Source organism: Mesorhizobium alhagi CCNWXJ12-2 (assembly GCF_000236565.1).
Taxonomy (GTDB): domain Bacteria; phylum Pseudomonadota; class Alphaproteobacteria; order Rhizobiales; family Rhizobiaceae; genus Allomesorhizobium; species Allomesorhizobium alhagi.
Window position 1 is genome coordinate 1 of the sequence record NZ_AHAM01000266.1, and the last position, 12,267, is coordinate 12,267.

The following is a 12,267-nucleotide window of genomic DNA, read 5'->3' on the forward strand; positions in this document are numbered from 1 at the left end:
TCGAGGCGTGCGCGTTCGCGGGCTCGGAGCCGGCGCATCTCGAACTGAATGGCGACGGCACGGTGACGCTGCTGATCGGCACCCAGACCAACGGGCAGGGCCACGCCACGGCGTACGCGCAATTCGTCGCCGAAAAGCTCAACATCGACATTTCGAAGGTGAAGATGCACCAGGGCGACACCGACCGGCTCGCCACGGGCGGCGGCACCGGCGGCTCGCGCTCGATTCCGCTGGGCGGTGTCTCGGCGGCGCGCGCCGGCGAGGATCTGGCGGAGAAGATCCGCAGGATCGCCGCCGACGAACTCGAGGCTTCGGCGGCCGACATCGAACTGGTCGACGGTTCGGCCCGCATCGTCGGAACCGACAGCTCGATCAGCTTCGCGGACGTGGCCAAGGCTGCCAAGCAGCCCGAAGACCTGACCGGGTTCGGCGAGTTCGTGCAGGACGAGGCGACCTATCCGAACGGCACGCATATCTGCGAAGTCGAGATCGACCCTGACACCGGGCAGACGGAGATTGTTGGCTACACCATCGTCGATGATTTCGGCGCGACGGTGAACCCGATCCTGCTTGCCGGCCAGATACATGGCGGGGTCGTGCAGGGCATCGGCCAGGCGCTGAGTGAGGACACGGTCTATTCCGAGGACGGGCAGCTCCTGACCGCGAGCTTCATGGACTATACGATGCCGCGCGCCGACAATTTTCCATTCTTCCATTTCGAGACGCGCAATGTGCCCTCCACCACCAATGCGATGGGAATCAAGGGCGCGGGCGAGGCCGGGACCATCGGCGCGGCCCCGGCAGCAATCAACGCCGTCACGGACGCGCTCTACCGCGCCTACGGCATTGGCCATATCGACATGCCGGCGACGCCGCACCGGATATGGTCGGCCATACAAGGCGCGGCGGAGAGGTGACGCCCGGTTCGTCACGGCGCAGCAGCAGTCCGCTTACCGGCATCGCCTTCAAGGTTGCCTCCGTGGCGATCTTCGTGGCGATGTCGTCGCTGATCAAGGCGGCGGGGCAGCTTCCCGCCGGCCAGATCGTCTTCTTCCGCTCGTTCTTCGCGATGCTGCCGATCCTGGTGTTCCTCGCTTGGCGCGGCGATTTGTGGACGGCGTTTCATACCACGCGGCCTATGAGTCATGTGGCGCGCGGCGTCGTCGGCGTCACTGCCATGGGGCTCAGCTTCTTTGCGCTGACGCGCCTGCCTTTGCCCGAGGCAATCACACTGAACTACGCCCAGCCGCTGCTGGTGGTCGTCATGGGCGCGATCTTCCTCCGCGAGATCGTGCGCGCTTACCGCTGGAGCGCGGTGGCGATCGGCCTGATAGGCGTCTGCATCGTCTCCTGGCCGCAACTGACGCTCTGCCGTGCCGGCGCGGCGATGGAGCATCAGCAAATGCTCGGTGTCATCGCCGCACTTGCAGGGGCCGCCGTTTCGGCGGGCGCCATGCTTTTGGTGCGCAGCCTCGTCCATACGGAAAAGACCGGCACGATCGTGCTGTGGTTTTCGCTGACGGCGAGCGTCATTTCGCTTTTGACCTTGCCGTTCGGCTGGGCAGGGCTTTCCGCGGCCCAGACGGCATTGCTGGTTTCGGCCGGGATCAGCGGCGGCATCGCGCAATTGCTGATGACGGAGGCCTACAGGCACGCTGACGTATCGACCGTCGCGCCGTTCGAATACACCTCGATGATTCTTGCCATCGCGGTCGGCTATTTCGCCTTCGGCGATATCCCGACCATCCATACGCTGGTCGGCGGTGCGATCGTGGTGGCTGCGGGTCTCTTCATCATCTGGCGCGAGCACCGGCTTGGTTTGAAACGCGGTGCGGCGCGCAAGGTCACTCCGCCGCAGGGGTGAGAGAAGCGAGTTACTTCGCAGCCAAGTTGCGAAGCGCCGCTCCCGTTTTCCTCGTCCGCCGGAAAGAAGGATTCGATCGCCAGTTCCGAAAGCGTCACGTCGAGCGGTGTGCCGAACACGGTGATGGTGCTGATGAAGGACAGGATCGCGCCGCCTTGCCGGATGCGTAGCGGGTGTGCGATCGCCATCGGGTCCGGCTGCGGCGGGCGGCCGGTCCGCGGCGCGCCGGGATAGGACAGCAACTCCTTTTCAAGTTCGGCCAGCACCGGGTCGGCCACGGCGTCGTTCTGGCGCTTCAGCCGCTCGATCAGATGCGCCCGCCATTCGTTGAGGTCGAGGATGCGCGGCGCAAGCCCGCCAGGGTGCAGGCTGAGCCGCAGGACGTTTACCGGCGGCGCGAGCAGCGACTGTTCCGCTATGTCTTCCAGGAACGGCCCGATCGAGGCGTTGCCGGCGATCAGGTTCCAGTGGCGGTCGACCGCGATGGCCGGATAAGGTTCGTGGCCCTTGAGCACCAAATTGACCGCCTTCATCGCCGGTGCGAGCGACGGGTCTTCGAGCGGCCGCTCGTTGAAGCTCGGCGCATAGCCCGCGGCCAGCAGCAACTGGTTGCGCTGGCGAAGCGGGATGTCCAGCTGCTCGGCGAGATGCAGCACCATCTCGCGCGACGGTGCTGCGCGTCCGCTTTCGACGAAGCTCAGATGCCCCTGCGAGATCTCGGCTTCCGAAGCGAGGTCGAGCTGACTCATGCGGCGGCGGGTTCGCCATTCGCGCAGCATGGCGCCGAACGGTGGGGCAGGGGAGGGGGCGGAGGCTGTCGTGTTCATGCGCCGAAACTATCCCGATGCGCGATGCATTCCTATTACCTCCCGCATAATCGCCAAGGCGCGGCGAACCCGGCAATCTCCAGCCATGGCCGAAGCGAACGGCCGGACATGAAGAGCAACAGGAGATTCCGCCATGACCGTCACCATGACCCCTTTCCTCCGCAATATTCTGGCAGCCGACGCAGCCGTCAGCGGCGCTGCCGCCGTCCTGATGATCGTCGGCGCGCCCTATCTTTCGCCGCTGCTCGGCCTGCCGTCGGGGCTGCTGTTCTGGGCCGGCGTCGCGCTGGTTCCGTTCGTGGCGCTGCTTCTCGGCGTGCTTCGCCGGCAATCCGCGCCGCGGCTGATCCTGATCGACATCATCGGCATAAATGCGCTCTGGGTGGCGGCCAGCTTCGGTCTTTTGTTCAGCGGCCTGGTCACGCCCAATGTGCTAGGCATCGCCTTTGTGGCGGCGCAGGCGTTGGCCGTGGCGGTGCTTGCGGAGCTTCAATTCGTCGGCATGCGCCGCGCGGCGAATGGGGCGGCGGCCTGACTCTAGCCTAGCTGCTTCAGCCGCGCCTTCACCTCGAGGAAGTCCCGCCACGCAAGTTTCTTGTGGGCGGGATTTCTCAATAGATACGCCGGGTGCAGGGTCGGCATGGTCGGGATCGAAACGCCCGAAGCGGTCACATGCGATCGCCAGTTGCCGCGCAGGCGCAGGATGCCGTCGACGGTATTGAGCAGCAGTTTCGCCGATGGTCCCCCGAGCGTGATCAGCAGCTTCGGATCGGCGAGTTCGATCTGCCGCTCGATGAACGGACGGCAGATTTCGGTTTCATGCGGCGTCGGCGTGCGGTTGCCGGGCGGCCGCCAGGGAATGACGTTGGCGATATAGACCGAGTTTCGGTCCAGCCCGATTGCCGCGAGCATCCGGTCGAGCAATTGGCCGGAGCGGCCGACGAATGGAAGACCCTCGACATCCTCGTCGCGCCCCGGCGCCTCGCCGACCAGCATGACCGCCGCATCCGGATTGCCGTCGGCAAAGACGGTGTTCTTGGCCGTGAATTTCAGATTGCAGCCCTCGAACCGAGCCATGTGCTCGCGCAACTCGTCGAGCGTTGACGAATTCGCTGCAAGTTCGCGCGCCAGCGCCGCCTGCGCGCCATCGGGCACGGCGGCTTTGGGGCGTGAGATCGGCGCTGGCCCCTCACCCTTACGCTCTCCCCGTGAAGGACGGGAAGAGGGGGGCATCGCCGTGGGCGTCTCCCTCTCCCCGTTTTTCGCGGGGTGAGGGTGAGGGGCAGCTTCCACTGCGGGCCGCTTGTTCTCCTCGAACCTGTTCACCGGCTCCTCGACCAGCGCATCGTATGCGCCGGCTTCGGCATAGAAGGCGAGCAGGTCGCGAAGGTCCGGAGGCTGGTTTCGAGCGGCCGAGTTCATGGCGGCACATTCCTCCGCGGGCGGGGCGATTGCAAGTCACGCGGTCGGGATGCGCGGATCCTGCACCAGATAAAATTGCCGCTTGGGCGTGAAGTCGGTGATCAGGAAGCTGAATGCGCCGGTCCTGCCCGGATCGATCTTGCCGTTGCGAAACCGCAGCTTGTCGTAGGGCTCGAAATCGCGGCTGAACTCGGCGAAGCTGTCGGAAGAGATGTTGGACTTGTCCGAGGTCCTCTGATCGAAGGACAGGCCGTCGCCGAAGACGCTGGCTTGCCCGAGCAATTCCTGCAACTCGAACTCGAACTCCACCCAGGCCTGCCCGCTATTGTTCAGAAATTCGACGCGCATGTATAGAATCCCATTGGCGTAGAAATCGGGGGATTCGAACGGCCTGATCGGGCGCGTCGTTCGGATGACCAGCGTTACCGGCGTCGCCGACAGCAGCTCCTGCGAGACGACGATCGGGTCCGCCTTCGTCCCCATGCCCCTGACGCCGGTTATGTGAAAGCCGCCGAGTTCGTCGGAGAACGAATAAGCGCCGGCGAGCCAGAGCCCGTCATCGCCCACTACCTGGGCGCGAGCTTCGACAGAGGCGAGCAGGAAAAAAAGGGCGATGCTTCCAAGCAAGTGCGATACGCTGCCGCGTCCGGGACGCAGGCATTGCAGAATGCATCGGAAAAACCTTGCGCACCGCATGCCTTAATATGAATGAAAATTCAGCCGGCGAACATATCTATTCGGTTGAATTGGCCAGCGCTCCGCTAAATTGACGTTTACGTGAACGTTAGATATGGCTGTCGGCGTAGCGCAGGCATGCGGCCGAAACTGTGACAAGTGCGCCCGTTTCGTGTCGCTTCCGGATAGGCTATTGAGCGCCATTGCCAGCAAGATGCCTGGGTCGCGGCGGGAAGCCTGAAAAAGGGACACGCGACTGGGGAAGCAGCCAGTGCGGAGGAATTGATGAGCGAGATCGAACGCGAGAGCATGGAATTCGACGTGGTCATTGTCGGCGCAGGGCCGGCCGGCCTCGCCGCCGCGATCCGCCTGAAGCAGGTCAATCCCGAGCTTTCTGTCGTGGTGCTGGAAAAGGGCGGCGAGGTCGGCGCGCACATCCTTTCGGGCGCGGTGGTCGATCCGATCGGCATAGACCGGCTGCTGCCCGGCTGGCGCGACGAGGAGGGCCATCCCTTCAAGACGCCCGTCACCGACGACCAGTTCCTGGTGCTTGGCAAGTCCGCTTCCGTCCGCCTCCCCAACTTCGCAATGCCGCCGCTGATGAACAATCACGGCAACTACATCGTCTCGCTCGGCAATGTCTGCCGCTGGCTGGCCGGCCATGCCGAGGCGCTGGGGGTCGAAATCTATCCGGGTTTCGCCGCCGCCGACCTGATCTACAATGATGCGGGCGCGGTCACCGGCGTCATTACCGGAGATATGGGCGTCGAGCGCGACGGGTCGCAGGGGCCGGGCTTTGCGCCCGGCATGGCGCTGCTCGGCAAATATGTGCTGATCGGCGAAGGCGCGCGGGGCTCGCTGGCCAAGCAACTCATCGCGAAATACCAACTCGACAAGGACAGCCAGCCTGGAAAATACGGCATCGGCCTCAAGGAGCTCTGGCAGGTCAAGCCGGAGAACCACAAGCCTGGCCTCGTCCAGCACACTTTCGGCTGGCCGCTCGACCTGAAGACCGGCGGCGGATCGTTTCTCTACCACCTCGAGGACAACCAGGTCGCTGTCGGTTTTGTCGTGCACCTGAACTACAAGAACCCCTATCTCGCCCCGTTCGAGGAGTTCCAGCGCTTCAAGACCCATCCGCGCATCCGCGGCACCTTCGAGGGCGGCAAGCGCATCTCCTACGGCGCGCGCGCGATTACCGAAGGCGGCTGGCAGTCGGTGCCGAAATTGTCATTCCCAGGCGGCGCGTTGATCGGCTGCTCGGCCGGCATGGTCAACGTTCCGCGCATCAAGGGTTCGCACAATGCGGTGCTGTCCGGCATGCTGGCGGCCGAGCACGCCGCGGCCGCGATCGCTGCCGGCAGGGCGAACGACGAGCTGGAAGCCTACGAAAACGCCTGGCGCGACACTGATATCGGCAAGGATTTGAAGAAGGTCCGCAACGTCAAGCCGCTCTGGTCGCGTTTCGGCACGGTCGCCGGCGTAGCGCTCGGCGGCTTTGACATGTGGACGAATACCCTGTTCGGCTTTTCGCTGTTCGGCACGATGAAGCACGGCAAGCCGGACCACGCAACGCTGGAACCCGCCGAAAAGCACAAGCGGATCGACTACCCCAAGCCCGACGGCGTGCTGACCTTCGACAGGCTGTCGTCAGTGTTCCTGTCCAACACCAACCATGAGGAAAACCAGCCGGTCCACCTCCAGGTCAAGGATATGGAGTTGCAGAAGCGCTCCGAATACGGCGTGTTCTCGGGTCCGTCGACCCGCTATTGCCCGGCCGCGGTCTATGAATGGGTCGATGCCGACGGCAATGCGCTCGCCGGTGGCCCAGGCGCCTCAGAGAAGGGCGGCGAGGTCTCGCACACCGACCCGGAAGCGCGCTTCGTCATCAACGCGCAGAACTGCGTCCACTGCAAGACCTGCGACATCAAGGATCCCAACCAGAACATCAACTGGGTGCCGCCGCAGGGCGGCGAAGGGCCGGTCTATCCGAATATGTGATCTGGTCTTATTGAGCGATGATTGAGGGGGCTACTCATGATTCGAGTTGCGATAAGGATCGCTGCAGCGGTCGCAGTTCTTCTAATGGCAGCGAGCAGCAGCTTTGCTGACGTACGCGTCGTCACTGAAAAGCAGACATATCCGGTGTCCGGCAGGACAGGTGCTGAACTCTACACATCCATGCAGAAAAAAGCGCCTAGGAGAACAATCTTCACTCAAGATCTGGCGCAGTTCAGATTCGAATTTACTGTACGCCACGGCATGGGTGTTGATGGACGTGTGTGTTCTATCCAAGGCGGAACCTTCAACGTCAAGATGACCGTGACATACCCTCAGACCATCGATAAATTGTCACCGAAAACGGGTCAGGCTTGGGCGCGTCTAATAGCCGACATGCATCGCGCAGAGGCGGCGAGAACTCGGATCGCAAGACAATCCATGCGCGACTTGATGGACGCCACCCTGCGGTTGAAAACTGCAAACGATCCGACTTGCACCAAAATACGAGGGCATCTCAACCGGCTTAGGAGAAAGGCATTAGCTGACCACGACGCTAGCCAGTATCGCTTCTCTAAGGAGAGCGCAGCCCTAGGCAGTAAATTGCTGGCAGAGTTGGCCGCTGCCAAATAGCCGATTTTGCATAACCGGATCATCCGATGCAGCCGCCCCCCGCAGCGAGCCGTTGAAAAAACCCCGGCGATGTGGTGTGATTGGGCTCTTGTTGGGAGCAGGGGCATGCGGGGGATCTGCATTGCATTGATGGCCTGCCTGGTCGCGAGCCCGGCGCTCTGCGGCGTCAGGACCTCGGTCAAGACGGAAACCTATTCCATAGTCGGCAACACCGGCGAGGCGCTGCTCGACGCCATGGATCGCAGGGGGCCCCGGCACGGCCTGCTCGCCCGCGCGATGGCGCAAACGCGCTACAAGATCGAATGGGACGTCGACTGGTTGAGGTCCGGCAGCAAGTGCCGCCTGAAATCCGCGGACGCGACCCTCTCCATCGTCTATCGATATCCGGAGCTTGCCCGACCGGCGCCGCGGAAACTCGAGCGACGCTGGAAGGCGTTTATGGCCGGTGTGCGCCAGCACGAGGAGATGCATGGCCGGCTTGCGCATCGGATGGTTCTTGTCGCTCACAAATCGGTATTGAGGCTGGCGAGGAAGGACGACCTCTGCATCAGGTCGAAGCGGCGGTTCGAGCGGATCATAGATGCCGTCTACGCGAAATACGAAGCCAGGCAAGCCCGGTTCGACGATCTGGAGCATGGTGAAGGCGGCAATGTCGACCGCCTGATCTTCATGCTGACGCGCGAGTAGCGGGCCGTTCAGCTTTTCTCAGGCGTCTCCCGATTGAGAAAGACGGTCACGGGGTCGGGCGAGGTTCGCTCGGCCGGCTTGATCGAGAATTCGACGAGGACCGGCCGGTGGTCCGAACCCGAATCCTCCAGCGTGCGCACGAAATTGACCTGCACGTCGCCCTTGGAAAAGATCTGATCGATCGGCAGCCCGAAGGAGCGGAACCAGTCGGGCAGGCGACGCGACAGCCATGTCGCGCCCGGCGAAGGCGTCAGCGTCAGTCCGCCGGCCTGTGCAACGCGCGACACGGCGGCGCTCCACGGCGCTGCGTTCATATCGCCGGCAAGCAGCGCCGTATCGCCGAGCCTGGCAAGGCGTGGCGCGACATTGGCGATCTGCCAGGACTGCTCATAAGGCCATGGCCAACCGAGATGGAGCGCGGCGACCTCCACAGGCCGGCCGCCGAAATCGATTGCCGCGACAGCGAAGGCGCCGCGCTCGTCGCATTCGGGCTCAGTGTTTGCCACGAAGGGCCGCCGCGAAAGGATCGCGACCTGCCAGTATCGGCCGGGAAGCGAACAGACGATGCGATGCGGATAGGCGGCGGAGAGCAGATCGAGCTTTTGCGCCCACATCGTCGACACTTCGTTCAGCGTAATCACGTCGGGCTGGACGCGGCCGATCAACGACAGGATTTTTCCGGGTTCGGGATTGTCGAAACGCACATTCATGTGCAGCAGGCGATAGACGGCCCGTTGGTCCTTTGCAGGCAAAGCCGCGTGCACCTGGCCGAGCCAGGGCAGGGACATCGAGGCGGAGGTGGTGGCGACAGCCGCCGCCGCGAAAGCGAGCGCAACCGCCCCTTCCTTCACAAGCGAGCATGCAAGCAGCACAACCGCGCAGGCGGCCATCAGCGCCGCAAGGTGAATGCGAAAATGCGCGAAGGAATCGAAGGCCGGATGCACCTTCCCGAAAAAGCCGGCGATCAGCGGCAGTGAGAGCGCCGCTGCCGCGGCCAAGGCAAGCAGCGATATCATGGTTCGCAAGTTCGTCCGGTTCATCCGCGGCTCTTATCGGCAGAAATACGGCCCATTCATGATGGCCGCGGCCTGCAAATTACTGGAAAGCGGTTTCCGAAAAGCTGCGAAGTTTGCGCGAATGCAGTCGGTCCATCGGCATCTCGGCCAGCTTCTCGACGGCGCGGATGCCGATCGTGAGGTGCTGGGCGACCTGTCGCTTGTAGAACTCCGACGCCATGCCGGGCAGCTTCAGTTCGCCATGCAGCGGCTTGTCGGAAACGCAGAGCAGCGTTCCGTAAGGCACGCGAAAGCGGAAGCCGTTGGCCGCGATCGTCGCCGATTCCATGTCGAGCGCGATAGCCCGCGACTGTGACAGCCGCTGCACCGGCCCGCGCTGCTCGCGCAGTTCCCAGTTGCGATTGTCGATCGTGGCGACGGTTCCCGTCCGCATGATGCGCTTCAGGTCATAGCCCGACAGGCCGGTGACTTCGGCGACCGCCTCCTGCAGCGCCACCTGTATTTCGGCGAGCGGCGGTATCGGCACCCAGACCGGCAGATCGGCGTCGAGCACGTGATCCTCGCGCATATAGGCATGCGCAAGCACATAATCGCCAAGCGCCTGCGTGTTGCGCAGGCCCGCGCAATGGCCGAGCATCAGCCAGGCGTGAGGCCTGAGCACGGCGACATGGTCGGTGATGGTCTTGGCGTTGGACGGGCCGACGCCGATATTGATCATGGTGATGCCGCCGTGCCCGGGCTTCTTCAGGTGATAGGTCGGCATTTGCGGCAGGCGGGACGGCGTTGCGCCTCCGGTCGGATGCGTTTCGCCGGCGAGTGTGACGACATTGCCCGGCTCGACGAACTCCGAATAGCCTTCGCCGCCCTTGGCCATCAGTTCGCGCGCATAGACGCAGAATTCGTCGATGTAGAACTGGTAGTTGGTGAACAGCACGAAGTTCTGGAAATGCTGCGGGCTGGTGGCGGTGTAATGCGACAGGCGATGCAGCGAATAGTCAATGCGCTGCGCCGTGAATGGAGCGAGCGGCCGCGGCTCGCCGGGCACGGCCTCGAACGTGCCGTTGGCGATCAGATCGTCGGTGCCGTCGAGATCGGGCACGTCGAACAGGTCGCGGATCGGCCGCTTGATGCGTTCGGCGATCGAGCCGTCGACATGGGTGCCCTCGAGGAAGGCGAAATGAACCGGAATCGGCGTTTCCGATTCCGACACCACCACCGGCACACCGTGATTGCGCATGATCAGCCCGAGCTGCTCGACGAGATAGGGCTCGAACAGGTCCGGCCTGGTGATGGTGGTCGTGTAGTGGCCGGGCGACGGCATATGGCCATAAGCCTGCCGCGAATCCACCTGGGAGTATGACGATGTGGTGACGCCGACTTCGGGGTAGTAGGCACGGTATTTGCAGTTGATGTCGCCGCCATTGCCGAGTGCCACGAATGAATCGCGCAGGAAGGTGGTATTGCGCCGGTAGAGCGCATCAAGCGCCGCGACCGCTTCACGTGGGTCGGTGAAGCTCTGCCGCGCGAACGGCTCCGGCGAGGCGATTGTCTGTATCGGTTCGGGATAGATTCTCTTTTCCATGACCCATTATAGAGACTTGGAATGAGGCGCGGGAGGGGTGTGGACCGCGAAAGCTGGTCGCAGCGTAATTTTTACCCTAGCCCCGCTGCAGGCTCATGAGGATCACGAAGCCCATGCCCTTTTTCTTCATCTTCGGCGCATCGATCGTGGTGCCGATATCGCCGCGCGCCATGGGCACGGCCAGAACCGGCGCTGCAAGCAGCAGCGTGATGAACGCCGCCCGCGGCAGGAGCCGAAGCGTCTTGAATGTCTGGGCGGCGAAACGGTTCATTGTCATAAAGTCCAGAGGTGCAGTTCAGCTATTTGCGTTTGGGCGGGGCGCAGCGAAAACCATCTTCGAAGACGCAGGGCACGGCGATGCCAATGTCCCATGAACGGGCGGGGCGGCTCGACTGGGCCACGAGGATCGAAAACAGCATGCCGAACAGGGTCATGAGCAGGCAGACTATCGTGAACCGGCGGGCGAGCATGTGGGCCTCTCCTTCGATGGAACGCAGATTGCCTTGCCGCGGCTGAACCGGCTCTGATGCCCGCGTTCATCTGACGTTCAACATCATTGAGAGGCGTTCGGCCGGCTGCGGTTTGCCGGGTGCCCGGCGATCATCGGCCAAAAAGATCCCCCGAGCAGGCCTTCCGATCTCGATCTTCGAGCCAGAGGCCATAGTTCCAGTATGTGGGGGCGAAAGTTCGGCAGTTGCGTGCGGCGGATGAACGCACCGCCCTATGAAACTGTATCCGTCTCGCGGAGACCAAGTGCCGCAGGCTCAAAGCAAAAGCCCCGCGAACTCTCGTTCGAGGGGCCGTTCGCTGGTCTCTCTTTACTTTAGTTTCCGGTGGCAGCGACCCGCTACAGCTTGGTCCACTTCTGCGTCTTGCAGAAGATCTTGAGCGCGCAACCCGTCATATTGAGGCTCGATCCCGAAAGGCTGGCCGAGCCGGAATAGGTCTTGTCGTCGGCGGGGTCGGTGATCGTGCCCTTGTATTTGTTATCGCCGCTCGCATTCATCTTGCCGATCTGCTTGCCGGCATGCTTGCCGGTCTTCAGCGTGATGCAGAAGCCGCCGCCGCAACCGCCTATCGCAGCCGTCTCGCCGCTCTGCGTCTTCCAGTTGCCTTCAATCGGGTCCGCATAAGCGGCCCCCGCCAAAAGCAACGTTGCGGCCAAGGCCATGCTCATTTTGCGAAACATCTCGTGTCCTCCTCCCTTGGTGCTCGACGGGCCTCCGCCCGCTGTCCCTTTACGCAAACGTAAGCTAGTCCAGCCGTGGAAAAAACAAAAGCGGTGCCGCAGGGGAAGAACTGCCGGTATTTTAAGGCGACGTTTCCGCCTCCGGAAAGCGGATGCGAAACATGCGACCGGTTTTCGTGGTGAACGAAGTCTTTCGTCGAGGGGGCGAAATTTTCGGCAAATTTCAGCCAAATCCCAGACATTCCAAGCACCCATATCCCTAACGAATTCCGAAGTTTACCTCTTGTTTGAACTTTGTTTGCGGCAAATTAAGCACGCCATTTAACGACGGATTCAAGGCTCGCCGGCATTCTCCAAAACATCGGAAGAGCAGG

The 12,267-nt window shown here is 62.8% G+C and carries 13 protein-coding genes and 1 pseudogene; 6 read left to right on the forward strand and 8 right to left on the reverse strand.

Features of this window, described 5'->3' with window-relative positions; genetic code table 11:
• Nucleotides 1–917 (forward strand): xanthine dehydrogenase family protein molybdopterin-binding subunit (locus MAXJ12_RS28275; protein ID WP_008839545.1); only part of this gene is annotated, 917 nt, incomplete at its 5' end.
• Entirely contained in the window at nt 884–1,864 is a 981-nt protein-coding gene (locus MAXJ12_RS28280; protein WP_040588488.1) for a DMT family transporter, read from the forward strand. The genes MAXJ12_RS28275 and MAXJ12_RS28280, both read left to right, overlap by 34 nt.
• Before the next feature lie 10 nt (nt 1,865–1,874).
• On the opposite strand, the pseudogene MAXJ12_RS28285 reads toward MAXJ12_RS28280, so the two are convergent.
• A pseudogene (locus MAXJ12_RS28285) lies at nt 1,875–2,691 on the reverse strand (helix-turn-helix domain-containing protein).
• 133 nt (nt 2,692–2,824) lie between these two features.
• Between MAXJ12_RS28285 and MAXJ12_RS28290 the strand changes: the two are divergent.
• The gene (locus tag MAXJ12_RS28290) at nt 2,825–3,226 is read left to right on the forward strand and encodes a hypothetical protein (RefSeq protein ID WP_008839548.1); all 402 of its coding nucleotides are present in this window, start codon (nt 2,825–2,827) and stop codon (nt 3,224–3,226) included.
• Nucleotides 3,227–3,228: 2 nt separating this feature from the next.
• On the opposite strand, the gene MAXJ12_RS28295 is transcribed toward MAXJ12_RS28290, so the two are convergent.
• Both MAXJ12_RS28295 and MAXJ12_RS28300 read right to left on the reverse strand, forming a co-directional pair.
• Nucleotides 3,229–4,113 (reverse strand): uracil-DNA glycosylase, encoded by an 885-nt coding sequence (locus tag MAXJ12_RS28295; protein ID WP_008839549.1) that lies wholly within the window; start codon nt 4,111–4,113, stop codon nt 3,229–3,231.
• A 36-nt stretch (nt 4,114–4,149) separates the two neighbouring features.
• Nucleotides 4,150–4,740 carry a hypothetical protein gene (locus MAXJ12_RS28300; protein ID WP_008839550.1) on the reverse strand — a complete coding sequence of 197 codons (591 nt, stop codon included), beginning with the start codon at nt 4,738–4,740 and terminating at the stop codon, nt 4,150–4,152.
• Between the two features lie 333 nt (nt 4,741–5,073).
• Between MAXJ12_RS28300 and MAXJ12_RS28305 the strand changes: the two genes are divergently transcribed.
• From MAXJ12_RS28305 to MAXJ12_RS28315, 3 genes are all read left to right on the forward strand, one after another.
• Nucleotides 5,074–6,789 (forward strand): electron transfer flavoprotein-ubiquinone oxidoreductase, encoded by a 1,716-nt coding sequence (locus tag MAXJ12_RS28305; RefSeq protein WP_008839551.1) that lies wholly within the window; start codon nt 5,074–5,076, stop codon nt 6,787–6,789.
• Nucleotides 6,790–6,873: 84 nt separating this feature from the next.
• Entirely contained in the window at nt 6,874–7,419 is a 546-nt protein-coding gene (locus tag MAXJ12_RS28310) for a DUF922 domain-containing protein (RefSeq protein WP_210160946.1), read from the forward strand.
• 105 nt (nt 7,420–7,524) lie between these two features.
• The gene (locus MAXJ12_RS28315; RefSeq protein ID WP_008839553.1) at nt 7,525–8,106 is read left to right on the forward strand and encodes a DUF922 domain-containing protein; all 582 of its coding nucleotides are present in this window, start codon (nt 7,525–7,527) and stop codon (nt 8,104–8,106) included.
• An 8-nt stretch (nt 8,107–8,114) separates the two neighbouring features.
• Here the strand turns inward: MAXJ12_RS28315 and MAXJ12_RS28320 are convergent, their stop codons facing one another.
• The 5 genes from MAXJ12_RS28320 to MAXJ12_RS28335 all read right to left on the reverse strand — a co-directional run bounded on the left by MAXJ12_RS28320 (nt 8,115) and on the right by MAXJ12_RS28335 (nt 11,893).
• A complete protein-coding gene (locus tag MAXJ12_RS28320) occupies nt 8,115–9,146 on the reverse strand; it encodes an endonuclease/exonuclease/phosphatase family protein (protein WP_244421627.1) in 1,032 nt (343 codons plus the stop codon).
• A gap of 55 nt (nt 9,147–9,201) precedes the next feature.
• Nucleotides 9,202–10,704 carry an AMP nucleosidase gene (locus tag MAXJ12_RS28325; protein WP_008839555.1) on the reverse strand — a complete coding sequence of 501 codons (1,503 nt, stop codon included), beginning with the start codon at nt 10,702–10,704 and terminating at the stop codon, nt 9,202–9,204.
• A gap of 76 nt (nt 10,705–10,780) precedes the next feature.
• The gene (locus tag MAXJ12_RS28330) at nt 10,781–10,975 is read right to left on the reverse strand and encodes a hypothetical protein (protein ID WP_008839556.1); all 195 of its coding nucleotides are present in this window, start codon (nt 10,973–10,975) and stop codon (nt 10,781–10,783) included.
• A 28-nt stretch (nt 10,976–11,003) separates the two neighbouring features.
• The gene (locus MAXJ12_RS38340; RefSeq protein ID WP_008839557.1) at nt 11,004–11,174 is read right to left on the reverse strand and encodes a hypothetical protein; all 171 of its coding nucleotides are present in this window, start codon (nt 11,172–11,174) and stop codon (nt 11,004–11,006) included.
• 377 nt (nt 11,175–11,551) lie between these two features.
• On the reverse strand, nt 11,552–11,893 hold the full coding sequence (locus MAXJ12_RS28335; RefSeq protein ID WP_008839558.1) for a DUF2147 domain-containing protein: 342 nt from the start codon (nt 11,891–11,893) through the stop codon (nt 11,552–11,554).
• Nucleotides 11,894–12,267 lie beyond the last annotated feature (374 nt).

Coding starts and splice junctions, on each gene's coding strand:
- MAXJ12_RS28280 (WP_040588488.1), top strand. CDS start 884: ATGGTCGGCCATACAAGGCGCGGCGGAGAGGTGACGCCCGGTTCGTCA.
- MAXJ12_RS28290 (WP_008839548.1), top strand. CDS start 2,825: ATGACCGTCACCATGACCCCTTTCCTCCGCAATATTCTGGCAGCCGAC.
- MAXJ12_RS28295 (WP_008839549.1), bottom strand. CDS start 4,113: ATGAACTCGGCCGCTCGAAACCAGCCTCCGGACCTTCGCGACCTGCTC.
- MAXJ12_RS28305 (WP_008839551.1), top strand. CDS start 5,074: ATGAGCGAGATCGAACGCGAGAGCATGGAATTCGACGTGGTCATTGTC.
- MAXJ12_RS28310 (WP_210160946.1), top strand. CDS start 6,874: ATGGCAGCGAGCAGCAGCTTTGCTGACGTACGCGTCGTCACTGAAAAG.
- MAXJ12_RS28315 (WP_008839553.1), top strand. CDS start 7,525: ATGCGGGGGATCTGCATTGCATTGATGGCCTGCCTGGTCGCGAGCCCG.
- MAXJ12_RS28320 (WP_244421627.1), bottom strand. CDS start 9,146: ATGAACCGGACGAACTTGCGAACCATGATATCGCTGCTTGCCTTGGCC.
- MAXJ12_RS28325 (WP_008839555.1), bottom strand. CDS start 10,704: ATGGAAAAGAGAATCTATCCCGAACCGATACAGACAATCGCCTCGCCG.
- MAXJ12_RS28330 (WP_008839556.1), bottom strand. CDS start 10,975: ATGAACCGTTTCGCCGCCCAGACATTCAAGACGCTTCGGCTCCTGCCG.
- MAXJ12_RS38340 (WP_008839557.1), bottom strand. CDS start 11,174: ATGCTCGCCCGCCGGTTCACGATAGTCTGCCTGCTCATGACCCTGTTC.
- MAXJ12_RS28335 (WP_008839558.1), bottom strand. CDS start 11,893: ATGTTTCGCAAAATGAGCATGGCCTTGGCCGCAACGTTGCTTTTGGCG.